The organism is Rhodovulum bhavnagarense (assembly GCF_004343505.1).
Taxonomy (GTDB): domain Bacteria; phylum Pseudomonadota; class Alphaproteobacteria; order Rhodobacterales; family Rhodobacteraceae; genus Rhodovulum; species Rhodovulum bhavnagarense.
This window is the reverse complement of the sequence record NZ_SLXU01000001.1, coordinates 157,279-181,595: the sequence shown is the minus strand read 5'-3', so window position 1 is coordinate 181,595 and position 24,317 is coordinate 157,279. Positions and strand designations below refer to the sequence as shown.

General features: G+C 63.1%; 26 protein-coding genes. 12 read left to right on the top strand and 14 right to left on the bottom strand.

Features of this window, described 5'->3' with window-relative positions:
- Positions 1–3: 3 nt before the first annotated feature.
- From ribD to dnaG, 9 genes are all read right to left on the bottom strand, one after another.
- Entirely contained in the window at positions 4–1,104 is a 1,101-nt protein-coding gene (gene ribD, locus EV663_RS00890) for a bifunctional diaminohydroxyphosphoribosylaminopyrimidine deaminase/5-amino-6-(5-phosphoribosylamino)uracil reductase RibD (protein ID WP_341799026.1), read from the bottom strand.
- Positions 1,101–1,568: a transcriptional regulator NrdR gene (gene nrdR, locus EV663_RS00885; protein ID WP_132949881.1), complete on the bottom strand. Its 468-nt coding sequence runs from the start codon at positions 1,566–1,568 to the stop codon at positions 1,101–1,103. Before nrdR ends, ribD begins: the two co-directional genes overlap by 4 nt.
- 96 nt (positions 1,569–1,664) lie before the next feature.
- Entirely contained in the window at positions 1,665–2,075 is a 411-nt protein-coding gene (locus tag EV663_RS00880; RefSeq protein ID WP_132949880.1) for a secondary thiamine-phosphate synthase enzyme YjbQ, read from the bottom strand.
- 124 nt (positions 2,076–2,199) lie between these two features.
- Complete coding sequence (gene ubiV, locus EV663_RS00875) at positions 2,200–3,120, bottom strand: ubiquinone anaerobic biosynthesis protein UbiV (protein ID WP_243697840.1); 921 nt, start codon at positions 3,118–3,120, stop codon at positions 2,200–2,202.
- 5 nt (positions 3,121–3,125) lie between these two features.
- Positions 3,126–4,124, bottom strand: coding sequence for a ubiquinone anaerobic biosynthesis protein UbiU (ubiU, locus tag EV663_RS00870; protein ID WP_132949878.1), 999 nt, complete (start codon positions 4,122–4,124; stop codon positions 3,126–3,128).
- Positions 4,124–4,660: a ubiquinone anaerobic biosynthesis accessory factor UbiT gene (gene ubiT / locus EV663_RS00865; RefSeq protein ID WP_243697839.1), complete on the bottom strand. Its 537-nt coding sequence runs from the start codon at positions 4,658–4,660 to the stop codon at positions 4,124–4,126. Before ubiT ends, ubiU begins: the two co-directional genes overlap by 1 nt.
- Before the next feature lie 331 nt (positions 4,661–4,991).
- Positions 4,992–5,369 carry a hypothetical protein gene (locus tag EV663_RS00860; RefSeq protein WP_132949877.1) on the bottom strand — a complete coding sequence of 126 codons (378 nt, stop codon included), beginning with the start codon at positions 5,367–5,369 and terminating at the stop codon, positions 4,992–4,994.
- Between the two features lie 10 nt (positions 5,370–5,379).
- The gene (gene rpoD / locus EV663_RS00855; RefSeq protein ID WP_132949876.1) at positions 5,380–7,374 is read right to left on the bottom strand and encodes an RNA polymerase sigma factor RpoD; all 1,995 of its coding nucleotides are present in this window, start codon (positions 7,372–7,374) and stop codon (positions 5,380–5,382) included.
- Between the two features lie 106 nt (positions 7,375–7,480).
- Positions 7,481–9,445 carry a DNA primase gene (gene dnaG / locus EV663_RS00850; RefSeq protein ID WP_132949875.1) on the bottom strand — a complete coding sequence of 655 codons (1,965 nt, stop codon included), beginning with the start codon at positions 9,443–9,445 and terminating at the stop codon, positions 7,481–7,483.
- A 278-nt stretch (positions 9,446–9,723) separates the two neighbouring features.
- Between dnaG and EV663_RS00845 the strand changes: the two genes are divergently transcribed.
- From EV663_RS00845 to EV663_RS00835, 3 genes are read left to right on the top strand one after another with little or no spacing between them, the layout of a single operon-like run.
- Positions 9,724–11,529 carry a TadE/TadG family type IV pilus assembly protein gene (locus EV663_RS00845; RefSeq protein ID WP_132949874.1) on the top strand — a complete coding sequence of 602 codons (1,806 nt, stop codon included), beginning with the start codon at positions 9,724–9,726 and terminating at the stop codon, positions 11,527–11,529.
- Complete coding sequence (locus tag EV663_RS00840; protein ID WP_132949873.1) at positions 11,526–12,086, top strand: TadE/TadG family type IV pilus assembly protein; 561 nt, start codon at positions 11,526–11,528, stop codon at positions 12,084–12,086. The genes EV663_RS00845 and EV663_RS00840 overlap by 4 nt, the downstream gene beginning before the upstream one ends.
- Positions 12,087–12,090: 4 nt before the next feature.
- Positions 12,091–12,678 carry a TadE/TadG family type IV pilus assembly protein gene (locus EV663_RS00835; RefSeq protein WP_132949872.1) on the top strand — a complete coding sequence of 196 codons (588 nt, stop codon included), beginning with the start codon at positions 12,091–12,093 and terminating at the stop codon, positions 12,676–12,678.
- Positions 12,679–12,687: 9 nt separating this feature from the next.
- On the opposite strand, the gene EV663_RS00830 is transcribed toward EV663_RS00835, so the two are convergent.
- Positions 12,688–13,182: a hypothetical protein gene (locus EV663_RS00830; RefSeq protein WP_132949871.1), complete on the bottom strand. Its 495-nt coding sequence runs from the start codon at positions 13,180–13,182 to the stop codon at positions 12,688–12,690.
- Positions 13,183–13,413: 231 nt separating this feature from the next.
- On the opposite strand from EV663_RS00830, the gene EV663_RS00825 reads away from it, so the two are divergent.
- A complete protein-coding gene (locus tag EV663_RS00825; protein WP_132949870.1) occupies positions 13,414–13,779 on the top strand; it encodes a hypothetical protein in 366 nt (121 codons plus the stop codon).
- Positions 13,780–13,884: 105 nt separating this feature from the next.
- Here EV663_RS00825 and EV663_RS00820 read toward each other — a convergent pair whose 3' ends face one another.
- Positions 13,885–14,208 carry a 2Fe-2S iron-sulfur cluster-binding protein gene (locus EV663_RS00820; RefSeq protein ID WP_132949869.1) on the bottom strand — a complete coding sequence of 108 codons (324 nt, stop codon included), beginning with the start codon at positions 14,206–14,208 and terminating at the stop codon, positions 13,885–13,887.
- A gap of 193 nt (positions 14,209–14,401) precedes the next feature.
- On the opposite strand from EV663_RS00820, the gene EV663_RS00815 reads away from it, so the two are divergent.
- Positions 14,402–15,316, top strand: coding sequence for a DMT family transporter (locus tag EV663_RS00815; RefSeq protein WP_132949868.1), 915 nt, complete (start codon positions 14,402–14,404; stop codon positions 15,314–15,316).
- Here EV663_RS00815 and EV663_RS00810 read toward each other — a convergent pair.
- On the bottom strand, positions 15,288–15,977 hold the full coding sequence (locus tag EV663_RS00810) for a thiamine diphosphokinase (RefSeq protein ID WP_243697838.1): 690 nt from the start codon (positions 15,975–15,977) through the stop codon (positions 15,288–15,290). The two genes, EV663_RS00815 and EV663_RS00810, sit on opposite strands and share 29 nt — an antisense overlap.
- A 128-nt stretch (positions 15,978–16,105) precedes the next feature.
- On the opposite strand from EV663_RS00810, the gene EV663_RS00805 reads away from it, so the two are divergent.
- Positions 16,106–18,196 (top strand): hypothetical protein, encoded by a 2,091-nt coding sequence (locus EV663_RS00805; protein WP_132949867.1) that lies wholly within the window; start codon positions 16,106–16,108, stop codon positions 18,194–18,196.
- A gap of 54 nt (positions 18,197–18,250) precedes the next feature.
- Here the strand turns inward: EV663_RS00805 and EV663_RS00800 are convergent, their stop codons facing one another.
- Together EV663_RS00800 and EV663_RS00795 are read right to left on the bottom strand one after the other, a co-directional pair.
- Positions 18,251–18,502: a DUF2842 domain-containing protein gene (locus EV663_RS00800; RefSeq protein ID WP_132949866.1), complete on the bottom strand. Its 252-nt coding sequence runs from the start codon at positions 18,500–18,502 to the stop codon at positions 18,251–18,253.
- Complete coding sequence (locus tag EV663_RS00795; protein ID WP_132949865.1) at positions 18,502–19,794, bottom strand: adenylosuccinate synthase; 1,293 nt, start codon at positions 19,792–19,794, stop codon at positions 18,502–18,504. Before EV663_RS00795 ends, EV663_RS00800 begins: the two co-directional genes overlap by 1 nt.
- Positions 19,795–19,995: 201 nt before the next feature.
- On the opposite strand from EV663_RS00795, the gene EV663_RS00790 reads away from it, so the two are divergent.
- From EV663_RS00790 to EV663_RS00765, 6 genes are all read left to right on the top strand, one after another.
- The gene (locus EV663_RS00790; RefSeq protein ID WP_132949864.1) at positions 19,996–20,427 is read left to right on the top strand and encodes a DUF6524 family protein; all 432 of its coding nucleotides are present in this window, start codon (positions 19,996–19,998) and stop codon (positions 20,425–20,427) included.
- Between the two features lie 66 nt (positions 20,428–20,493).
- Positions 20,494–20,871 (top strand): preprotein translocase subunit SecG, encoded by a 378-nt coding sequence (gene secG, locus EV663_RS00785; RefSeq protein ID WP_132949863.1) that lies wholly within the window; start codon positions 20,494–20,496, stop codon positions 20,869–20,871.
- A 169-nt stretch (positions 20,872–21,040) separates the two neighbouring features.
- On the top strand, positions 21,041–22,684 hold the full coding sequence (locus EV663_RS00780; RefSeq protein WP_132949862.1) for a CTP synthase: 1,644 nt from the start codon (positions 21,041–21,043) through the stop codon (positions 22,682–22,684).
- 12 nt (positions 22,685–22,696) lie between these two features.
- Entirely contained in the window at positions 22,697–23,482 is a 786-nt protein-coding gene (rlmJ, locus tag EV663_RS00775) for a 23S rRNA (adenine(2030)-N(6))-methyltransferase RlmJ (protein WP_132949861.1), read from the top strand.
- Between the two features lie 2 nt (positions 23,483–23,484).
- A complete protein-coding gene (locus EV663_RS00770; protein ID WP_132949860.1) occupies positions 23,485–23,778 on the top strand; it encodes a DUF1330 domain-containing protein in 294 nt (97 codons plus the stop codon).
- Between the two features lie 41 nt (positions 23,779–23,819).
- The gene (locus tag EV663_RS00765; RefSeq protein ID WP_132949859.1) at positions 23,820–24,266 is read left to right on the top strand and encodes a tellurite resistance TerB family protein; all 447 of its coding nucleotides are present in this window, start codon (positions 23,820–23,822) and stop codon (positions 24,264–24,266) included.
- Positions 24,267–24,317 lie beyond the last annotated feature (51 nt).

Here is a 24,317-nt window from a genome sequence, read left to right as displayed (position 1 = left end):
GGTTCAGATCCTTTCCCAGCGATGCATCACGTCACCGCCGATCGCGCATGTCTCGACCAGTTGCAGGCGGGGGACTTCGGCAAGGTGTTCGATCCCCAGCGCGCCCAGCGCCGGGCGCCCCTCGGCCCCCAGCGCGATACCGGCAGTGAACCCCACGAGTTCGTCGACCAGCCCCGTGGCCAACAAAGAGGCAGCAAGGGTTCCGCCACCCTCGCAAAAGACGCGCGTCAGCCCAGACCGGCCCAGCGCTGCCATCAGCGCGGCGGGGTCAAGGTGGCCGCCCGGCCCGGCTGCAACCTCGACCAGCCGCGCGCCGCGCGCCGTCCAATCGGCCACGCGCGCTGCGGGCGCATCCGGCCCGTGGCACAGCCAAAGAGGTGCCGCGTCAACGCTCGCGGCCAGTTGACCGGTGGTGGGCAGGTCCAGCCGTCGTGCAACGATCACGCGCACAGGCTGACGCGGCACGCCGATTCCGCGCACCGTCAGTTGCGGATCGTCCGCCCGCGCGGTCCCGCCGCCCACCATCACCGCGTCATGGCGGGCGCGCTGCATATGGACCAGCCGCCGCGCTTCGGGCCCGGTAATCCATTGGCTTTCGCCGGTCGCAGTGGCAATACGCCCGTCAAAGGAGCTGGCCAGCTTCAGGGTGACCATCGGGCGGCCCGCCTGCCGGTTCAACAGGAACCCGCGATGCGCGCGGCGCGCGGCATCCGCCTGAATCCCGGTCATCACCTCGATCCCGGCGGCGCGCAGCATCGCATGTCCCCGGCCCGCGACCCGGGGATCGGGATCCTCAAGTGCCGTGACAACACGGGCCACCCCCGCGGCGATCAGCGCCTCGCAACAGGGCGGCGTCTGCCCGTGATGCGAACAGGGTTCCAGGCTGACATAGGCGGTGGCGCCACGCGCGGCCGCACCGGCCTGGGCCAGCGCGATTGGTTCAGCATGGGGCCGCCCGCCCGGCGCGGTCCAGCCGCGGCCGACGATCCGGCCGTCCTTGACGATCACGCAGCCCACAGCCGGGTTGGGCCAGACACGGCCCAGCCCCCGCGCCCCCAGCGAAAGCGCAAGCGCCATGAAGCGGGCGTGATCGGTCCCGCTCACTCTTCTTTCTGGGTGTCTGGGCGCAATTCGCTGACAAACTTGTCGAAATCGCCCGCTTCCTGGAAGTTCTTGTAAACGCTGGCAAAGCGCACATAGGCCACGGTGTCGATCCGAGCCAACGCCTCCATCACGATCTCGCCGATCACCTTGGAGGGAATGTCGGTCTCACCCATGCTTTCCAGCCGCCGCACGATGCCGGAAATCATCTGGTCCATCCTCTCGGGATCGACGGGACGTTTCTGAAGCGCGATGCGGATCGAGCGTTCGAGCTTGTCGCGGTCGAAATCCTCGCGCCGGCCATTGGACTTGATGACGACGAGATCACGCAACTGCACCCGTTCATAGGTGGTAAAGCGCCCGCCACAGGCGGGGCACAAACGCCGGCGCCGGATGGCGACATGATCCTCGGCAGGACGCGAATCCTTTACCTGGGTGTCGATATTTCCACAAAACGGGCAGCGCATGGCCTCTCTCTCGGTGGTGCGTCCGTGTTATCCACAGGCACTATAGGGGAGCCTCCAGAATTTGGGTAGGGGGCATTTGTTACCCTATATGTGGTGTCATCCGAAATGTGCCGCGATCTCGCGCCGCTGTGCCGCGCGGCGATGTTCATACAGATAGATCCCTTGCCATGTGCCCAGCATCGGACACCCCGACCGCACCGGAATCGACAGCGACACAGGCAATATCGCAGCCTTGATATGGGCCGGCATGTCGTCGGGACCTTCCAGGAGGTGAGTCAGCCAGCCCATTTGCGGATCGTCGCCCGGCGGAACAAGCCGGGAAAAGAACCCGTCGAGATCGCGCTGAACATCAGGGTCTGCGTTTTCCTGCACCAGGAGCGAACAGGACGTGTGCCGCACGAAAAGCGACAACAGCCCGTCCCCCCGCCCCGCAAGCCATTCGGCCACCTCGTGCATGAACTCGTAAAGGCCCGGCCCGCGCGTCAAGATGGAAAAGGTCGTCTGCATTGTCACCCCCTGTTCGATGACGCACTGAGGCTAGGCCCTGCGCGCGCCGCGGACAAGACGAGGGCAAAACGGAAAACGCCCGGCCAAGGCCGGGCGTCACCATCACTTGCCGCGCACGACCCGCTCAGGCCGGGACGGCCGCCACCGGCGACACCCAGGCATCGCCTGCCGCGCCATGGTAGAACCCGTTGATAAAGGGGGCATCGATGCCAAGTTCGCGCAGCTTGGCCTCGCCTTCCTCGGCATCCATCCGACCCTGCAGAACATCATCGAACAGTCGCGTCACCGCGATCATGTCGCATGTATGCGGCATCACGCGGAAATGGGTCACCCCGAGGGCACGCATATCGGCCATGTCCGACATCAGGTCGAGATAGCCATAGCTCAGTGTCTGGATACCGTTGATGGCAAGGAAGGGCTGATCATCCATCGTGTTCAGCGTCATCCCGTCGGGATCTTCTTCGCAGACGAACTGGCAGTTATCCTTGGTCCGCTCGTGGGCGCGGGCATGATAACAGCGCGCCGATAGTGCCAGCGAACCGCGACCAAAGACCTGGACTTCAAGCCCAACGCCCAACTGACGCGCACGCACGCCCAGCGCCTCGATGACGGAGCGCGGCAATTCAGGCAGCAACGCGAAATGCGTCGCGCCCTCGCCGGCCAGGTAGGCCATCGTTTCCTCGTTATAGACGTTCAACAGGCCACCGATGCGGTGCGGCCTGTTCTTGAGATACAACAGCGCGGCGGTGTTATTCACCTCAAGGTCGCGGCCTTCCTGTTCGGCCCATTCGCGCAAAAGGTTGCGCTCGCGCTTGATCACCACCTCGGAGAGCGAGCAATAGACGACCTTCTTGCCCGCGCGTTCCAGGCGTTCGGCAACCGAGTCGAGCTCTTTTTCGAAAAACGGCGTCCGCTTGGAACAGATCACCTCGCCGAGGTAGACGGTGCCGACCGGGCTTTCATCCGCGATGCGGTTGTAGAAATCCAGTTTCTGCTGCGCGGGCCAGTGGAACAGGTTCGGGCCCAGGGTCAGTTCTGCACTCATCTCGATTACCGCCATTTCTTGGTTTTCAGGGCGCCCTCGGTCTGTTTCTGTCCCTCGGTCAGGGCCACGAGGTCGGCCAGTTTGGGTTCTTGCCCCGCCATGATCGAATCCACCGCCTCGCGGAAGGCGGCGACCACCTTCTTGACATAGGCACGCGAGCGCTGGCGCCCCTCGATCTTGAAGGCATGAACACCCGCATTGATCAACTCGGGCAGCATGTCCGAGGCGTTCAGGCTGATCGGTTCCTCGAAGGCGTAGTAGCCGCCGTCGCGCGCGTCGCACTTGTAGCGACCCTTGCAGATCGTGGGATAACCGGCGGTTTCATTGGGACCGAACCGGTCGATCGTGTAGTCGCACAGCTTGGTGGACATGTTGTCGTCGGCATCGCGCTCATACTTGACGCAGGCCGCGGGCGAGCAGGCGCCATCCATGTTCGTGGACAGGCCCGTGGCATAGTTGGTCAGCGAACACCGCCCCTCGACCATAAGACCGTGGTTGCCGAAGATGAAGGTTTCCACCTCGCAGGGGATCTCCTCGACCAGGCCGCGAATCTCGCTGACGGTCATGATCCGCGGCAGCACGATCCGCTTCACCCCGAATTCCTTGACGTAATAGGTGATCGCCTCGGGGCTTGAGGCCGCGGCCTGCACGCTGAGGTGGATGCGCAGGTCGGGATGGTGGGTCTTGGCGTAATGCGCGACCGCGATATCGGCCACGATGATCGCGTCCACGCCCAGACGGGCGCAGTTGTCCACCGCCTCTTTCCAAAGGTCGAACTTGCCCGCCGGCGGGAAGGTGTTGAGCGTGATCAGCACCTTGGTGCCGCGCTCATGGGCGTAGGCGACGGATTTCTCCAGCTCGGGAACGGTGAAGTTCAACCCGGTGAAGTTCCGCGCGTTGGTGGCGTTCTGAAAGCCGCAATAGACAGCGTCCGCGCCGGCATCCACGGCACTGCGCAGGGCCGCGGGGGTGCCCGCGGGGCAGATCAGTTCGGGCTTGATCATCACTTGGCCTCTTTTCTTTTCTGGGCATTTTCCGCCATGCGCCGGAGCGAGTTGAGCGCCATCTTGCCCGGCGCGCCAAACATCGCGGCCACGCTTTCGGCGATGGGCTCTTCCACGTCATCCAGGGCATTGCGCAAACAGACCACCGCCTCGGTATCCCCTGTCACGATCAGGTCGCGCGAGAAAAACAGGGCATCGCCATCCTGTTCGGTATCCATCAGCGTCAGCAGGTCGAGAAACTTGCCCGAGATGCGCGCGATGTGCGGCGGCGGCGCGCGCCGCCGGCCCACGGCACGAAAATCCAGCGCCTCGGGATCGGGGCGCAGATACAGCATAAGGGGCACATCCACCGGATCGATCAGGAAATAAGCGTGCCGGTGCTGGCCCAGACGATCGAACATGTCGGGGTTATCGGCCGCGATCTTGTGAACGACGCGCTTCAGGATGGGGTTGAGCAGGAACAGCGGCAAGGGCGGCAGGAACGGAAAGCCGCCCCGTCCGCCGGCCGCTCGCGAAGAGTGAGGTGCGGTTGTCATGGCAGGTCGATACCCGGATGTGTGTAAATCTGAATTGACATACGTCAAACGGCGCGACGATGTCCGGGGCACCAATTGTCACAGGGACGGGGCCAGGCGCACGGGACATTTGAAATCAGGGGCTTGGCCGGTGTGTCACATCGCCGTGAGCGCGCGCGGATTGGTGGGGTGGTGCCGGTCCGGTGCTGGCTGTGCCCGGCCCGGTCGGGTGGGCAAGAAGCGTCTGCCCCATGCGTGAGGAAACTAAGTGTTTCAAGCCGACCGTAGGGTGGGTGCAACCCACCGATGGGCGGTCATGTTGGGGGTGGTGGGTGGTGGGTTGCTACCCACCCTACGCTTGCTCAAGCTGCAAGAATGACAACCCGGCAAGCGCAACTCCACACAAAAAAAGACATATTCCGCTAAAAATAAAGAGATACGTCGCCCAATGATGCTTCCAAGCAGCACCAAAATTGTCATTACCGTATTGCAGTTGCGTCAAGTAAGCGAAAAGGAACGATACTGGACCGCACAAAGCCCCTAGAGCAAAGCAAGCCATTGCATAAACGAGCCTATCGTCCCCTTCGTTGGTATTTCCAACAAAAGTAAGGACTGATACCGTCGAAGCACCGTTCAAGAGCATCAACGATTTGATGCCCTCGTGCGCGAACTTCATTCCCTCATGCCAATGGAACCTCGACGCGTTCTCGGCAGTTGTCTGGTCCAGCATATTCCCTTCCCTACTGATCCAGGAAACTCCGCAGCTTCCGCGACCGGCTGGGATGTTTCAGCTTCCTCAGCGCCTTGGCCTCGATCTGGCGGATGCGTTCGCGGGTGACGCTGAATTGCTGGCCGACCTCTTCCAGCGTGTGGTCGGTGTTCATACCGATGCCGAAACGCATGCGCAGCACGCGTTCCTCGCGCGGGGTCAGGCTGGCCAGAACGCGGGTCGTGGTTTCCTTCAGGTTTTCCTGAATGGCGCTGTCCAGCGGCAGCACGGCGTTCTTGTCCTCGATGAAATCGCCCAGCTGGCTGTCTTCCTCGTCGCCGATGGGGGTTTCGAGGCTGATCGGTTCCTTGGCGATCTTCATCACCTTGCGAACCTTTTCCAGCGGCATTTGCAGCTTTTCGGCCAGTTCCTCGGGCGTGGGTTCGCGGCCGATCTCGTGCAGCATCTGGCGGCCGGTGCGCACCAGCTTGTTGATCGTCTCGATCATGTGCACGGGGATGCGGATCGTGCGGGCCTGGTCGGCGATGGACCGGGTGATCGCCTGGCGGATCCACCACGTCGCGTAGGTCGAGAATTTATAGCCGCGGCGGTATTCGAATTTATCCACGGCCTTCATCAGGCCGATGTTCCCCTCCTGGATCAGGTCAAGGAATTGCAGCCCGCGGTTGGTGTATTTCTTGGCGATCGAGATCACCAGGCGCAGGTTGGCCTCGACCATTTCCTTCTTGGCCTGACGCGCCTCTTTCTCGCCTTTCTGGACCTGGTTCACGATACGGCGGAATTCAGAGATGTCGACGCCGACATACTGGCCGACCTGCGCCATCTCGGCGCGCAGTTCCTGCACCTTGGGGCCAGAACGCTGAACGAAGGCCTGCCAGCCCCGCCCCGATTGCCGGCCCATGCGATCCATCCATTGCGGGTCGAGTTCGTGGCCGCGATAGGCGTCGATGAATTCCCGGCGGTTGATGCGGGCCTGGTCCGCGAGTTTCACCATGCTCGAATCGATCGCCATGATCCGGCGGTTGATGCCGTAAAGCTGATCGATCAATGCCTCGATCCGGTTGTTGTGCAAGTGCAACTCGTTGACCAGCACGACAATCTCGGCACGCAGTTTCTGGTACTCTGCCTCGTCGCGATCGGAAAAGCGGTTCGAGCCGCCGATGGTCGCCGTCATCCGCTTGTCCTGGATATCGGACAGGCAGATGTAATCCTCGGCAATACGGTCCAGAAGTTCCAGCACGCGGGGCTTTAGCGCGGCCTCCATCGCGGCAAGGCTCATGTTGGCCTGATCGTCGTCGTCGTCGTCGTCGTCGCGCTTGATCGGATTGCCATCGGCATCCAGTTCGGGCTGGTCGTCGCGCCTCTTGTTGGTGTTTGCCGCAGCCTCTACGTCCAACCCATCGACCACCGGTTCGTCTTCACCGTCATCACCTTCCATCGACCGGCCGAATGTGGCGTCAAGGTCGATCACGTCGCGCAGCAGGATATCCTCGTTCAGCAACTCGTCGCGCCAGATCGTGATCGCCTGGAAGGTCAGCGGGCTTTCACACAGGCCCGCGATCATGGTGTTGCGGCCGGCCTCGATCCGCTTGGCGATGGCGATCTCGCCCTCGCGCGACAGCAGTTCGACCGAGCCCATTTCGCGCAGATACATCCGCACCGGGTCATCGGTGCGGTCCAGCGTTTCGGACTGGGTCTGCGCGACGGTCACCTCGCGCGAAGTCGAGGCCTCGACCACCTCGGTCGATTTCTCGTCGCCTTCCTCCGCGCCCTCCTCTTCCTCGATGATGTTGATGCCCATTTCCGACAGCATCGACATCACGTCCTCGATCTGCTCGGAAGACACCTGCTCTGGCGGCAGAACCTGATTGAGCTGGTCGTAGGTGATATAGCCGCGCTCTTTGGCCTCGGCGATCATCTTCTTGACCCGGCTCTGGCTCATGTCGAGCGAGATTTCCGGCTCCTGCTCGTCGGTCTTGCGGTCGTCGGTGTCTTTAGCGGCCATGTAAAGCTCCTTGAGGGAGGTCGATTCGCTTCGGCGATATGCACGAATCAATAGCGCGAATCATCGGGAAGAACACCCGCATCCCTTTGTTCGTGTCCGTATTTAGTCAGCCATCACGCGAAGGTCCACGCCGCCCGCGACGGCCAAAGTCGATCTGTTGCAAAAGCTGCGCAAAGGCATCCTTTTCGTCCCGGCTGATTCGGGCCCCGTTCGGCCCAAGCTCATAGTTGGCCTTGTCCTCACTCTCGGCGCGGCCTGCGCGGTTGCGGGCTTCGGCCACCTGCCCCAGTCGCCAGGTCAGCCCCTCATCGGCCATACCTTCGAGATCGCGCATCGCGTCTTCGATCTCGCGGTCCGCACCACGCGCTGCCGATAACTTTGCCAGTTCTTCAGCCAGGCACAGCGCGGCCTTCTCGGTATCAGCCGGGTCGCGGATCGGCGGGGCAATGCGGACATGGCTGAGGGCAAAAAGCTTTTCAAGGGTCTTCTCGCCCAGCCGCGCGGCCAGCCCGGCGCGCAGCGCCGCCGCGTCGTCATCATGCGGATGCGTCAGAAGCGCCCCCTGAAGCCGCCGGTGGTCTGGATCATGGCATTCAAGCTGCTCAAGCTCGCCCGCGAATTGCGACAGCAGGGCGGGATGGGTGATCAGCACTGCCAGAACGACGGCCTCGCGCAACGACTCCTCGAACCGGGGCGTGCCGGCGGCCAGAGCCGAATTGCGGGTGCTAGGCATAGGTGCGGCAGGTGCCGGGGCTTTCCACTTGCCCTTGCGCGCGGGGCTGCGTGCGGGGCGGAACAACTCCCATCGCAGGCGGTTGACCTCTTCGCCGTAGTGTCGGCGGATCGAGGGGTCCTTGATCCGGGCGATGGCCGCGCGCAGATCACGGTCGAGCGCGGCCTTTCGTTCGGGGCTATCAAGGACACGCCCTTCGGTCTCGCGATCCCACAGGATTCGCACCATCGGACGCGCCTCGGCCAACAAGCGTTCCATCGCGCCCGCCCCCGCGCCACGAATGACATCGTCCGGGTCCTGCCCCGGTGGCATCAACGCGAAACGTAAAGACTGCCCCGCCTCTAGCAGCGGCAGCGCCAGATCCACCAGGCGGCGGGCCGCGCCGATCCCGGCCTTGTCGCCATCCAGCGCGACGACAGGTTCGGGATGCAACCGCCACAAGAGGCGCAACTGGTCCTCGGTGATCGCCGTTCCCAGCGGCGCCACCGCGCCGGGAAATCCCGCCTCTGCAAGCGCGATGACATCCATGTAGCCCTCGGCCACGATCAGGGGTCGCCCCTGGCCCGCCGCCTCGCGCGCAGGGGCGAGGTTGAACAGCGTCCGTCCCTTGTCAAACAGATCGGTCTCGGGAGAATTCAGGTATTTGGCGGTATCTGCCGGGTCCATGGCCCGCCCGCCAAAGGCAACGGCCCGGCCCCGCCCGTCGCGGATCGGGAACAGGATGCGGTTGCGAAACACATCATAGGGTTCGCCGCCCTTGTCCGATCTGCGTGCCAGCCCCGCACCGAGGATCAGGTCCGCCGCCACGCCCTTGCCCGACAAGTGGGTCCACAGCCCGCGCCAGCCCGGCGGCGCGAACCCGATTTCCCAGCGCGCCAGCACATCCGCATTCAGCCCCCGCCGTTCGAGATAGGCGCGCGCCTCAGAGGCCGCGCCGGTATGCAACTGCATCCGGTAATGACGCACCGCCTGTTCCATTACCTCGATCAACTGTCCGCGGTGATCTGCCTTTTGCTGCGCCACCGGGTCGCGCGCGGGCATTTGCATCCCGGCCTCGCGGGCAAGGATTTCGATCGCCTCCATGAAGCCGACATTCTCGGTCTCTCTCACGAAGGAGATCGCATCGCCCTTCGCATGACAGCCAAAGCAATAGTAATAACCCTTGCGATCGTCGACGTGAAAGCTGGCGGTCTTTTCCTGGTGGAACGGGCACGGCGCCCACATGTCGCCCTTGCCCTGGTTCGACTTTCGCAGATCCCAAACGACCTTGCGACCAACCACCTGCGTCAGCGAGATGCGCGTGCGAAGCTCTTCGAGGAAACCGGGGGGCAGACTCATGCCGACAATATCGGTGCGGCAGGCCGCCAAGTCGAGAGGTCAGACACAACGATGCCGCGCCTTGCCCGGCCTCGGTGGCACCATTTCCCCCCATCGCACGGTTGTCGTCACGACGACAACAATACCCCCGATACAGGCGCGGTACGGACCAAACGTCCGCAATTTCATATAAAAACCCCTGAATTCGCCCCAATTTCGCCATACCCCGCGCGCCAAATCTGCGAACGCGGAGTCTGCGCATCCCCCCTGCGTTGCCGACCCGGAGAAGGAACAACGAGATGCCAAAATCGTCATGCCGCACCCGGAATGTCCGCCTCCTGCCGGGCCGGACAGCACGCCGGCTGATCCGTTTCCGCCGGAACGAGGAAGGCGGAATACTGATCTTTTCGCTGTTCATGTTCGTCGGGATGCTTGCCATGGCGGGGATCGCGATCGATTTCATGCGGTTCGAAATGACCCGCACCCAGTTGCAATCGACGCTTGACCGCGCGGTTCTGGCGGCGACCGGGCTCGGCAACGAGCTGGACGCCAAGAAGGTGGTTCTGGACTATTTCGACAAGGCCGGGCTGGGCGACTATGTCAGCGCCGACAAGATCACTGTCGTCGAGAACAAGGCGTCGGGAACGCTCAGTTATCGCCGCGTGACGGCGACCGCCGAGGCCGAGCTCGACACGCTCCTGCTCAAGCTGGTCAATATCGACACGCTGACCGCCGCGGCCGCAGGCACGGCCGAAGAGGGGATCACCGATCTGGAAATCTCGATGGTGCTGGACGTGTCGGGCTCCATGGATTGGAAATCGACCCATACAAGCACCAAGAAGATCGAGGAACTGCGCAAGGCCGCAAAGGAATTCGTCTATTACATGCAGTGCAACCAGTCCGCGGAACCCAGCTCCGGCACGGCCTGCACGACCGAACACGGCAAGGTCTCGATCAGCATCGTGCCCTACTCGGAACAGGTGAATGTCGGCCCCACGCTGCTGAGCGCCTATAATGTCACCGACGAACACGAGTCATCGCATTGCGTCGATTTCGACGAGGCCGATTTCAGCACCCCGTCCCTGTCTACCCTGCTGGAACTCAGTCGGACCAGTCATTTTGACCCCTGGACCACCAAGTCCTACTATAACGATTATCACCCGCCCGCGCAGGACTGGACCTGCAAGCGCGAAAGCTGGCGCGAGATCAAACCCTTCATGGATAGCCACCTTGAGGTCTACGCCGCCCTCGATGCCTTGCAGGCGGCAGGAAACACCTCGATCGACCTTGGGGTGAAATGGGGCCTTGCCCTTCTTGATCCCGGCACGCGCGAGGTGGTGACCGGGCTGACCAGCAAGATCCCGCCGGGCGAGACCACGGCGATGGTGGACAAGGTCTTTGTCGGGCGACCGTATGACTACGACCAAGATTACAACATGAAGGTCATCGTCCTGATGACCGACGGCCAGAACACCGATCAGCACTACCTGCTGGACGAGTATCGCGACGGTCCCTCGGAAATCTGGCATTACAAGGTGCCGGACGGCAATGGCGGCATGAAGGACGGCGCCGACGTCTACTCGGTCTACAGCGAAGCCGAGGACAAGTATCTTTACGTGAACTCTAACCACCAGAAGGTCAAAAACGGCTGGCAGGACGAACCCTATGCCGGAGACCCTGTCAAAACCGACTGCCATTACGAAACCAAGAAAGTCTGCACCTGGTGGGGATGGTGCAAATACCAGACCGTCGAGGTTTGCGATTACGCTGTCATCGGCGAACCCTACCAGATGTCCTATCCTCAGGTCTGGGCCAAATTCACGACCTACTGGTACGAGACGTTCGATTTCCTGTCCGATCCGGTGAAAAGCCACGACAACGTGGTCAAGAACACGCGCCTGAAAAACATCTGCACCGCCGCCAAGGAACAGGGCATTCTGATCTATTCGATCGGGTTCGAAGTCTCGCCCGGCTCCGACGCAGAGCAAGTGATGAAGGCCTGCGCCTCGAATACCAACAACTATTTCGCGGCCAATGGCGCGGACCTGTCCGAGGTCTTTGCCGCCATTGCGACCTCAATCAACAAGCTGAGGCTGACACAGTGACCCGCGTTGCCCCGATCACGCGCTTGAGGGCCCGTCTTGAGCGGTGGGCACGGGCCGAGACAGGCACCGCCACGATCGAATTCGTGATCCTGTTCCCGTTGGTGGTGTCGGTGATGCTGATGTCTTTCGAGACCTCGATCATCATGGCCCGCCAGTTCCTGCTGGACCGCGCGATGGATATCTCGATGCGGGGCCTGCGTCTTGGAACTTGGCCCGATATCCAGCATGACGAGTTCAAGGCAATCGTCTGCAAGCAGGCCGCGTTCCTTTACGATTGCGAAAACACCCTTGCCATAGAAATGGTGCCGATTTCCAAGACCACATGGAACCTGCCGAGCGAACCGCCCGAATGCGTGGACCGGACCGAGACGATCCTGCCGGTCACGACTTTCAACCAGGGGCCCGATAACGGGCTGATGATGGTGCGCGCCTGCCTGACGGTCGATCCGTTCTTTCCCGGCGTCGGCCTCGGGCTGAAACTGGACCAGGCCCCGCAAGACGGATTTTACCTCACATCCACCTCGTTCTTCGTGAACGAGCCCGGTTCGGGAGGTTAGGCCGATGATCCGCATCATTGCCGCCCGTCTGCGCCACTTCGCATCTTCCGTCCACGGGTCGATGTCAGCCGAACTGGTGATCGTGCTGCCGCTGTTGATGGCGTGGGTGGGTATGAGCCTGGTCTTCTTCGACGGTTATTACATGCGCGTGGTCAACCAGAAGGCTGCCTACACCCTGTCCGACCTGATGAGCCGCGAAATCGGCACAAAGATCGGCCCTGCCTATATCGAGGGGATGGACGATGTCTTCGAGTTCCTGACCGCGGCCGACGATGCAAGCGCCGCGATCCGGGTCAGCATGGTCTATTGCGAAGACCATTGCGCGGCAGACGATCCCGAACGCAAGCTCAACCTCGACTGGTCTCATAGCACGTCGAGCGCCCACCCCAAACTGACCGCGGCCGACCTGAACAGCGATTACCTCGACAAGATCCCGCTTGCGATGAAGGCCGACCGCCAGATCATGGTCGAAACCTATTTCGATTTCGTCCCGCTGTTCAATGTGGGCCTGTCCGACACGATCAACATGGAAACAAGGGTCATCACGCGGCTGCGGTTCGACAGTTTCCTGGAATGGGATGACGGTGCGTAAAGGCCGGGCTCATCCACGGTCGTTATCGCGCCGGGCATCACGTTCGGCCAGTAGCGCGGACAAGATCTCGGCCATCGCGCGGGCCTGCGCGGCAGAGGTCACGCCCCCCACACCCAGCCGCCTGCCCAGCCGCCACCACAGCCCCGGCGCCCAGGCCCGCGGGCCCGGGCTGGACAGCAACAGGGTGAAGCCGTTCGATGGCTTGATCGCGAAAAGCCCCCGGGATATCGCGCGGATATCGTCCAGCGCGGCGAGTTGACGCCCCTCGCCGTCGAAAAGCCCCGCCCGCGTCAGGCAAAGCGACCCCAGCGTTGCGCGACGCATCGCCTCGGTCAATGCCAGGACAGCCCCGCCAAGCGCCAGCAGAAAAACCCGCCAGCCCAGCATATCCGGCGGTCGAAGCGCGGCCACATAAAGCATCAAGCCCGCCAGCAGTGCCAGCATGACCAGACCGGCGAACCGGCGCACCGGTGAGATACGCAGCACGGCTAGGGGTTCGGGCATGAGGATCTCCTTGTCGGCGGGAACGCGCGGTCGGGCGCCGCGCAAGGCTGAGACGACTCGAATTTCGCACGGTCGTGGCGTAAACTGCGTATCGCGCAGGCAATGGTTCCGCCGTCAAGACGCGAATCCCGGACGCGGCGAAAAATCACCTTGCCCAACGCAGGCCGATAAGCCCATCCTGCGGTCGAAGCCAATCTTCTTTTGGTGGACCGGATCAAAGTTAGGTGGATCATGACTGACAATACCAATCCCGAAGGGCCCGCGAAACTCACCAGCGACCCGACGCCGTTCTCGAAAATGATGAACTGGCCGCTGCTCAGCAGCCGGAAGTCGAATCTCGAACTCAAGACCGAGGACCCGACCCCGCTGTCCTCGCGGATGAACTGGCCCCTTTTGGGCGGTATCGGCGAAGGCCATGTCGAGTTGATGACCAGCACGCCCACCCCGTTTTCGTCCCGCATGAACTGGCCGCTGCTCAGCGACAAGGCCACCATGTTCGACACCGAACTGGGTGAAACCAGCGGAGGCAAATCCAACGGGAATGGCGGCTTTAGCAAATTCCTGCGTCAGATCATGACGGGCGAAGTGGAAAAGTAATCCAGCCGCACCGCCGGCTTGAACAACACCCGCCGCGTCCAGCGGCGGGTGTTGTCAGTCAGGACCCCGCCGCCCAACGGGTGCCGCTCACGGGCGCAGGGCGAATTATATCTGTTTTTCAGGTAGCTGTACGACCAGACCGTCCAGCGCATCGGTCACCTTGATCTGGCAGGTCAGGCGCGATCGCGCAGGATCGGTCGCAAAGGCAAAATCAAGCATGTCGGCTTCCATGGCCTCGACCGGCGGGAGTTTAGCCATCCAGTCGGGATGGATATAGGCGTGGCAGGTGGAACAGGCGCAGGCCCCACCGCAATCCGCGTCGATACCGGGAACCCCGTTATCGCGCGCGCCCTCCATCACCGTCAGCCCGTTGGCGACCTCGATGACATGCTCTTTGCCGTTATGCTCGATATAGGTGATGCGGGCCATGTCCGCCTTGCCTCCTGTAGCTTGGATCGAGGCCGACATAAGCGAGCCGTTCGGATTTTTCCAGCGAAAGCGGCAGAACCCTGCCAGACGCGAGCGGCTCCGGCGATAATCGTCCCGGATCGGGGCGCTGAAAAGTCGGCAGCGCGGCGCAATGGTGCTGGACGACGCATGGCAAAGGCGGCAAACCGACCTCATGCCCCAATCGCCAGACCGGATCTTGACCGGCATCCTGTTGATGATCGGCTTCACCGTGACTGCCCCGGTGATGGACAGCTTTGCCAAGATGGCTGCCGCAACGATCCCTGTCGGACAGATCGTCGCCGCCCGGTTCCTGGTCCAGGTGGCGGTTTTGTTGCCCGCGGCGGCGATTCTGGGCTGCCTTTCTCGCCCGACATTGCCAGAGGCAGGTCTGCACCTGGCGCGGGCGATGCTGATCCTGATGGCAACCGGCGCATTTTTCACGGCCCTCGGCACGCTGCCATTGGCCGATGCCATAGCGATCTTTTTCGTGGAACCTTTCATCCTGACGCTGCTTGGCGCAATTTTCCTTGGCGAATCAGTGGGGTGGCGCCGGGTGCTGGCCTGCATCGCGGGCTTTGCCGGCGCGATGCTGGTGATCCGGCCCAGTTTTTCTGCCTTTGGAACGGTGGCGCTCTTGCCGCTGGTGACGGCGCTTTGCTTTGCCCTTTACGTGGTGCTGACGCGGCAGGTGGCGCAAAGGCTGCACCCGGTTGCGCTACAGGCCTGGACCGCGCTTGCCGCGTGCCTTGTCATCGTGCCGCTACTGGCGGGCGCCAGCGGTTCGGGCATCACGCCGCTTGACCCGGTCTGGCCCTCGGGGGTGGCGTGGGTCTGGCTGGCCGGGGTGGGCCTGGCCGCCACGGTCGCGCATCTTTTCATCAGCGCCGCTCTCAGGCTGGCCCCCACCGCGGTTATCGCACCTTTGCAATATCTGGAAATCGTTGCCGCTGCGGTCTTGGGATGGCTGGTCTTCGACGATCTTCCCGATCCCCAGGCGCTGGCGGGCATTGCCATCATCATAGGGGCGGGATTGTACGTCTTCGTGCGTGAGCGCCACCTCAGCCGCTTGCCCCCGCCCCCGCCATAAGCCCCGTAATCGCCGCGTGCAATTGATCATGCGGCAGGATCACCACCATCCCCGGACCATCCATGCACAGCCTGACAGGCCCCGTGACCCGGTTAGAGGTGCCGACACGCCGATCGGGGGCAAATGTCAGCCCCTCGATCGGCCAGCGCAGGCCGGCACTGACCCCGGTGGTCTCGGTCATCGGGAAAAGCGACAGGCGCGTGCCGATGGGCAGGTCAAGGCGCAAATCGGCAGGGCAGGCAAAGCACAGATCGTCAGGGCCCAGCAGAATGCAACGCTTTTGCGGGTATCGCACCAATGTATTGAGAGCAGCAAGCTGGTGGTCGATCCGGGGCCCGAGAAAGCCAAGCCCGAGGATCAGTGGGGCTGAGATCGCGCGCAGAGTTTTCTCGAAATCGGTGCTCTCCTGCTCGGCGACGCGATGTTGGCGGTCGGCTGGAATCGCCACTCGGGCCCGATCAGAGATCGAATCGAAATCTCCGACAACCGCCCGCGGCATGTGACCATGGGCCAGAATCGTATCGGCCCCTCCATCGGCCGCCACCAGCATCGGGGCAAACCTCAGCGCCTCGGACAATAGCGGCGCGGAAACCGTGCCCCCACCGATAATCGTAATATTGTCAGAACTTTGCAGAATTCGTGTCAGCATGACGTCATGCATGGGCCAATCGCTGTCCGATCACAATCCGAACACTGAAAAATCCTTCAAAATTCCCCTTTCTGTTCAATTTCACAGCCTCCTATATGGTAAACAATTGGTGGAAGGTGCGGGGAGAAAGCGAGCAGAAGATGGTTGGTACGAGTAAGATCCTCACGGTTTCCTATGGAACCTTCTCCTGTACGTTGGAAGGGTTCGACGACTCTTTTGGCACTATGAAGGCAATCGCGGAATATTTCCGCGATCTTGCAGCCGATGACCGCTATTTCGGAGCCGAGCCACCGACGCCGGACGCCGAAATGCTTCAGCGCATCGCCGAACGCGAAATCCGCAAGCGTGTAGATGCCCATGTGGGCCAGGACGGGATTGTTCTGCGCCCCGCCACGCTGGACGCACCACGGCAGGTCAATCCCACCCCGCCCGCGCAAACGGCCCCCGCCTCGGCGCAACGCACCGCCGAGCAATCCGACGCACCGGTCATGCCCGAGGCCCAGCCCGCCCCCGCCGATTCCGTCGCGGCCAAGCTGGCACGCATCCGCGCCGTGGTCGAATCGGCCCGTCACAGCGCGCCCGACAGCGGCGCCGTTCATCCGGCCACGCCTGCGCCGCGCAAGCCCGACCCTTCCCCCGAGTCCGGGGTCGCACAGCCCGAGGCCGCGCCGCAAGGGCCCGAGGATGATCCGATCCTGCAAAACGTCCAGGCCGCGTTAGGGCACGAAACCACCGACACGGCAGGTGACCGCACCGCACGGACGGACATCCCCCCAGAAGACATGGCCGAGACCCACGAGGCCGCGCCTGACCTTTCCGACGACCAGCCCGACCAGGTAGAAGACGCCCAATCCAAAGATGCCCGAGACGAGGCGCCCGCGCAAAACGACATGCGCCTCGCCGACACCGCCGAGCAGACTGCCGATCCCACGCGGGATGAGTTCGACGAAACTGTTGCCCAGCACGACAGCGCAAAGACCGCGGATCGGAAAGATGCACTCGACGAGATCGCCCAAACCGCGCCGGGCACGGCCACGCAGGCGGTTTCACCACGCGTTTCCGAAATCACTGCCGCGGTCGAGGCCGCCGCCGGTCGTGCCCGCGCCCGTATCCTGCAAATCAAGCATGGCACGCAGGACCAGGACACGACACCGGAAGGTGCAGCCGCGCAGAACGCATTCTCCGAGGACGCGGCATCCGCTGACGGCACGACCCAGGAGACGAAACCCGCCGAGACCGAGACCGAGACCGAGACCGAGACCGAAATCATCGACGCGCTTGCCGATGCGCTATCGGAATCCGACGCGGATGATGCGCGCCTGCCCGATGCGCTTGAGGCCGAACTTCAGGCCGAATTGGCCGCCGCTGCACGCGAGGCAGTGGCCACGCGCACCGATGACAGCAAAGCCGATATTCGGGAAAAAGGCCATCGCGCTACCGTCGCCGAGTCCGGGGAAACGACAAAAGCTGCCGCGCCACAGCGCGACGCCGCCCTGCGTCTGAAGGGGGCCGAACTCGATACCCAGGACGGCATGCTGCGCCGCCTGGTGGACGAAACGAATACAAAGCTGGAAGGCCCCGACCAGAAACGCAGGCTGGCCGCGATCGCGCATCTCAAGGCCGCGGTGACAGCGACAGTTGCGGACCGCAAGCTTGAACCCGTCCCGGACAAGGGCGCCGAGGCCGAGCGCCAGAGACATCCCTATCGCGAGGTCCTGGCCAAGGTGGTGCGCGGCACAACCGCACCGCGCACCCCGCGCCCCGACCGCCGCGAGCCGCTGGCGCCGCTGATGCTGGTCTCGGAACAGCGCGTGGATAGGCCCGAAACCCTCCCCGGCGACGAGCCGCGCGCCGTGCGTCCGCGCCGCGTGGCCAGGGTCGAGGATCTCGCCAGTTCCGGGGATTCGACCCCCGACAACCTCTTTGCCGCCGAACAGAGTTTTACCCAATTCGTGCAATCGCGCGGCGCGGCATCGCCGCAAACGGTGGTCGAGGCGGCTTGCGCCTACTTGACCGAAATCGAGCAACTGGCCGATTTCAGCCGCCCGCAGGTGATGCGGCTGGCAATGGCCGAGCTGGGCGAGACCGTCCTGCGTGAAGACCTTCTGAGGGCCTTCGGAACGATGCTGCGCTCGGGGCGGCTACGCAAGATAGACAAGGGCCGGTTCACGCTGGATGGCGGCACGGGCGAAGATGACGATTTCGACAAGGAAACGCTTCGCCAGGCCTGAACGGGACGGCATGATCGATCACGATCAAACCGGCCGGGCGCAACGCCCGGCCGTTCACCTCTTGTCAGATGGGTTTTCGTCTTGTCCGGGGACGGCATCGGGATCGGCCTGGCCGATCCCTCTGAAGACGAACTTGAACGGCAATGCCCAGACGATGCCAAGAGCGACATAAACCAGCAACTCGACCAGGAAAGGCGGACGATCCAGCAGGTTCATGATCGTGATCGCGACCACGATATAGGCAGGCAGGCCGATCAACAGGATGACCAGCGCCCAGCGGCGGCGAGCTTTGTAAGATAGCGCCATCAGTCTGCAAACGGGTCCGTGACAAGGATGGTGTCGTCCCTCTCGGGCGAGGTGGACAATAGCGCAACCGGGCATTGGATCAACTCTTCGACCCGGCGGACATACTTGATCGCGTTCGCGGGCAGGTCGGCCCAGCTTCGTGCTCCTTCTGTCGATTCCGACCAGCCGGGCAATTCCTCGTAGATCGGGACACACCGCGCCTGGCGGTCAGCCGCGGTAGGCAGGTAATCCAGCCGCTCGCCATCCAGGTCGTAACCGACACAGATTTTCAGCGTCTCGAAACCGTCAAGCACGTCGAGCTTGGTCAACGCGATGCCGTTGACGCCCGAGGTCGCGCAGGTCTGGCGCACCAGCACTGCGTCGAACCAGCCGCAGCGGCGCTTGCGGCCCGTGGTGGTTCCGAATTCATGCCCGCGGGTTCCCAGCCGTTCGCCATCCGCATCATGCGACTCGGTCGGGAACGGCCCCTCGCCGACCCGCGTGGTATAGGCCTTGACGATGCCCAGCACGAAATCCACCGCATCCGGCCCCAGGCCGGTCCCCGTGGCCGCCTGCCCGGCGATCACGTTCGACGAGGTCACGAAGGGATAGGTGCCGAAATCAATGTCCAGAAGCGCGCCCTGGGCCCCCTCGAACAGGATACGTTTACCCGCTTTCTGTTTCTCGTTCAGCACCTTCCAGACGGGGGCGGCGTATTTCAGGATCTCGGGGGCGATATCCTCAAGCGCGGCGATCAGCGCATCGCGGTCGATGGAGTCCAACCCCAGGCCCGCACGCAGCGCGTTATGGTGGATCAGCGCGCGATCTACACGCAGTTCCAGCGTCGCGCGGTCGCCCAGGTCGGCGACACGGATTACCCGGCGGCCGACCTTGTCCTCGTAGGCCGGACCAATCCCACGGCCAGTGGTACCGATCCGCGCAACCGCGGTCTGGCTTTCGCGGGCGCGATCGAGTTCACCGTGAAAAGGCAGGATCAGGGGGGTATTCTCGGCAATCATCAACGTCTCGGGGGTGATCGTGACCCCCTGCGCGCGCAGCGTCTCGATTTCCTTGAGAACATGCCAGGGATCGAGCACCATGCCGTTGCCGATCACGCTGAGCTTGCCGGGGCGCACCACGCCCGAGGGCAGCGCGTGCAGCTTGTAGACGGTGCCGCCGATCACCAGCGTATGGCCGGCATTGTGACCGCCTTGGAACCGCGCGACCACATCCGCGCGCTCAGACAGCCAGTCGACGATCTTGCCCTTTCCTTCGTCACCCCACTGGGCGCCGACGACGACGACATTGGCCATGGCCACTCCTCGTTTTGAACTGCAAACGCTCGCCTCTATAGACAGGTCCAACGTCGAGGCAAGGCAAAACTGGTCGCGGCAGGCATCGGGGCGGCGCCCCACCCTGCGACGATGAGGCAAACCACATTTTCGCCGCATCCGCGTTAAGGAGCGTTACACTTTCTCGCGACTCGTCATTGAAAAACATACGGAGGAGCCGATATGTCCGGGTTTATCTTTCGCTGGGTGATCGCCTTCATCATCCTTGCTGCGACCTACAATACCACCGAATACAACTACATCACCTGGGCACAGGATAATTACGATGCGCAAAAGGCGCTCGTGATCGGGCTCGGCGTGTTCCTTGGCATCGTCTACCTGATGCTTTTCGGCGTTCTCTTTGGCACGCTGGGCAAGCTGGGCGTGCTGCTGCTGATCATCATCTTTGCGCTGGCCGGCTATATCCTTGTCGATAACGGCCTGCTGACGCTGGAAATGAGCGACTTCAACATCTGGGGCGGCATCGCGGTGCTTGCGCTGGTGATTGCCGCCGCAATGAGCTGGCGCAGCGCGGCAAAGACCAGCCGAAAGGTCGCGCAGGAAGAGACGCGCGCCAAGTCCACCAAGAAGGCCGCGAAAGCCGCAAAGGCCTGACGGGGGTTGCGGGTGCGGCCCGTTGGGCTTAGGTAAACGCGCAAACGCAGCCGGGGCCGCACCTTCATGGAAAATGTCATTCTCATCGTTCACCTGATCCTCGCGCTTTGCCTTATCGGCATCGTGCTGTTGCAGCGGAACGAGGGGGGTGGCCTGGGCATGGGCGGCGGCGGGGCCATCACGGGCCGCGCTCCCACAACGCCCCTGGGCAAGCTGACCTGGGTCTTTGCCGTGGCCTTCATCGCCACCTCGATGACCCTGACGATCTTTGCCGCCAAGAATGCCGAGGGCACGTCGGTCGTCGACCGGCTGGGCCCCGTCGTCGTGCCTGACACGCAAGAACAGGCATTGCCCGAACCGGCCCAACCGGAAAGTGGCGGCCTGTTGCCGCCGCCACCACTGGCCACCGGCGATGCCCCCTTGGCACCGCCCAGGGCTGATTGATCGGCGAAAACACCACAACAAATTGAATCGGGCCGGTAACTGGCCCCAGCATCTTGAGGCTCGGTTGCGGCGCGTTCCCGAATCCGCTATACCTTGACTCCCGTGATGCTGCGGCGTTTTGCGCCGGATCGAGCTCAGGAAAAGCGACAATCACGGGGGCGTCCGCTACATGGCACGGTTCATCTTTATCACGGGCGGGGTCGTGTCCTCGCTGGGCAAGGGTCTGGCCTCGGCCGCGCTGGGGGCGCTGTTGCAGGCGCGCGGATTCAGCGTAAGGCTGCGCAAGCTCGACCCCTATCTCAACGTCGATCCCGGCACGATGAGCCCGTTCGAACATGGCGAGGTTTTCGTCACCGATGACGGCGCCGAAACCGACCTGGATCTGGGCCATTACGAACGCTTCACCGGGGTGGCGGCGCGGGCAACCGACTCGGTCAGTTCAGGGCGCATCTATTCCAATGTCCTGGAAAAGGAACGCCGCGGCGACTATCTGGGCAAGACGATCCAGGTAATCCCGCACGTCACGAATGAAATCAAGGACTTCATCCGCATCGGCGAGGACGAGGTCGACTTCATGCTGTGCGAGATCGGCGGCACCGTCGGCGATATCGAGGGCCTGCCCTTCTTCGAGGCGATCCGCCAGTTCGGCCAGGACAAGCCGCGCGGACAGTGCATTTTCATGCACCTCACGCTGTTGCCCTATATCCGCGCATCCGGCGAGTTGAAGACCAAGCCCACCCAGCACTCGGTCAAGGAACTGCGCTCCATCGGGATCGCCCCCGACGTGCTGGTCTGCCGCTCCGAAGGGCCGATCCCCGAGAAGGAACGTGAGAAACTGGCGCTGTTCTGCAACGTCCGCCCCGACAGCGTGATCGCCGCGCAGGACCTGAAATCCATCTACGAGGCGCCGCTGGCCTATCACCGCGAAGGGCTGGACCAGGCGGTGCTGGACGCCTTCCAGATCAGCCCCGCCCCCAAGCCCGACCTCGCCCGGTGGGAGGATGTGGCCGACCGAATCTTCAACGCCGAGGGCGAGGTACGGATCGCCATCGTCGGCAAGTATACCCAACTGGAAGACGCCTATAAATCCATCGCCGAGGCGCTGACCCATGGCGGCATGGCCAACCGCGTCCGGGTCAAGGCCGACTGGATCGATGCCGAGATATTCGAACGCGAAGACCCCTCGCCCTGGCTGGAAGGGTTCCACGCGATCCTGGTGCCCGGCGGGTTCGGCGAGCGCGGAACCGAGGGCAAGATCAAGGCCGCACAATTCGCCCGCGAGCGTGATATCCCCTATCTCGGCATTTGCCTGGGAATGCAGATGGCGGTGATCGAGGCCGCGCGCAACGTCGCGCAACTCCCCGATGCGGGATCAGAAGAATTCGATCACGAGTCGGGAAAGAAACGCTTTACCCCGGTTGTCTACCATCTCAAGGAATGGGTGCAGGGCAACGCAACGGTCCGCCGCAAAGTCGAGGATGACAAGGGCGGCACGATGCGCCTGGGCAGCTATACCGCGCATCTGGCAGAGGGGTCGCGCGTCGCCCAGATCTATGGCACGACCGTGATAGAAGAACGCCATCGTCACCGCTATGAGGTCGATACACGCTATCGCGACAAGCTAGAGGAAAAGGGCCTGGTCTTTTCGGGCATGTCCCCCGACGGCCGCTTGCCCGAGATCGTCGAATGGAAGGATCACCGCTGGTTCATCGGCGTACAGTTCCACCCCGAACTGAAATCGAAACCCTTCGCGCCGCATCCGCTTTTTGCCGATTTCGTGCGCGCGGCGGTCGAAACCTCGCGGCTGGTCTGAGACAGACTGACGATGCTGTCCTATCAGCACATCTATCACGCGGGAAATCTCGCCGATGTGCACAAGCATGTCCTGCTGGCCGCGATTCTCGAACGGCTGACCCAGAAGGACAAGCCGCTCAGCTATATCGAAACCCATGCCGGCCGGGGGCTGTACGACCTGTCCGCCCCCGAGGCAGTCAGGACGGGCGAGGCCGCGGCAGGCGTCCGGGTGATGGAGCCTCGCCTGCCAGAGGCGCATGCCTATCGCAAAAGGCTGGCCGAGACACGCGCGCGCTTCGGGGGCGCGGCCTATCCCGGCTCGCCCCTGATTGCGGCGCTCAGCCTGCGTCGGGGCGATGTTATGCACCTCGCCGAATTGCATCCCCGCGAATACGAGGCGCTGGCCGCGGTCATTGCACCGTTCGGCGCGCATTTGCGCCGCGAGGATGGGTTTGCCGCGGCGCGCGCTCTGACGCCCCCCACCCCGCGGCGGGGCCTGATGCTGATCGATCCCAGTTTTGAGTTGAAATCGGATTATGCCGCGATCCCCGGCCACATGGCCGCGCTGCACCGCAAGTGGAATGTAGGCATTCTGGCGCTCTGGTATCCGATCCTGAACTCGGGCCTGCATACCCCGATGGTCGCCGCATTGCGCGAGGCCTTTCTCGGGGCGCTGTGCCACGAGGTCCGGTTTCCGGCCGCGCGCGAGGGGCATGGCCTGGTTGGATCGGGCATGTTCATCGTGAACCCGCCTTGGGGGATCGATCAAGAGGCTGCCCGGCTGCAAACCCTTTTCGACCATCTGAAAGGACACTGACCATGCCAAAGGGATACTGGGTCGCCCATGTCGATGTGCGCGATGCCGAAACTTACGAAACCTACAAGGCCGCCAATGCCGCCCCCTTTGCCGAGTTCGGCGCCCGGTTCATCGTGCGCGGCGGCGATCAGCAACTGCGCGAGGGACATGCGCGCAAGCGGACCGTGGTGATCGAATTTCCCAGCGTCGAGGCCGCCATCGCCTGTTACGAAAGCCCCGCCTACCAGGCCGCCAAGGCGCTGCGCGATCCGATATCCGAGGGCGATCTCGTGATCGTGGCCGGATACGATAACTGATCCGGCTTTCCCAGGCCGTGGCCGGGGCGTATACGTGACGCATGTTTGCCGATTTCCTGAACAGGCTGATTCAGCCGCAACCCCAGACCTTGCCCGACGCGGACGCCCGCCTCGCGCTTGGCGCGCTTTTGGTGCGTATCGCGCGCTCGGACGGGGAATATTCCCACGAAGAAGCCGAACGCATCACCCGCCTTCTTGCCGCGCGCTACGGCCTGGACAATGACGCGGCCAGCGCGCTGCGCCACCGGGCCGAGGCGCTTGAGGCCGAGGCCCCCGATACGGTACGCTTTACCCGCGCGATCAAGGATGCCGTCGCATACGAGGACCGCCAGGCCGTCATAGAGGCGCTCTGGGAGGTCGTTCTGGCAGACGGCATTCGCGACACCGAGGAAGATGCGCTGATGCGGCTGAGCGCCAACCTTCTGGGCGTGAACGACCGCGACAGCGCATTGGCCCGTCAGCGCGCCGAGGCGCGGTTGCGCCCCTAGCCAAAGTCGATCCGCGCCGCGGGATCTTGTAGGCCCCCCCGGTGCTGTCGC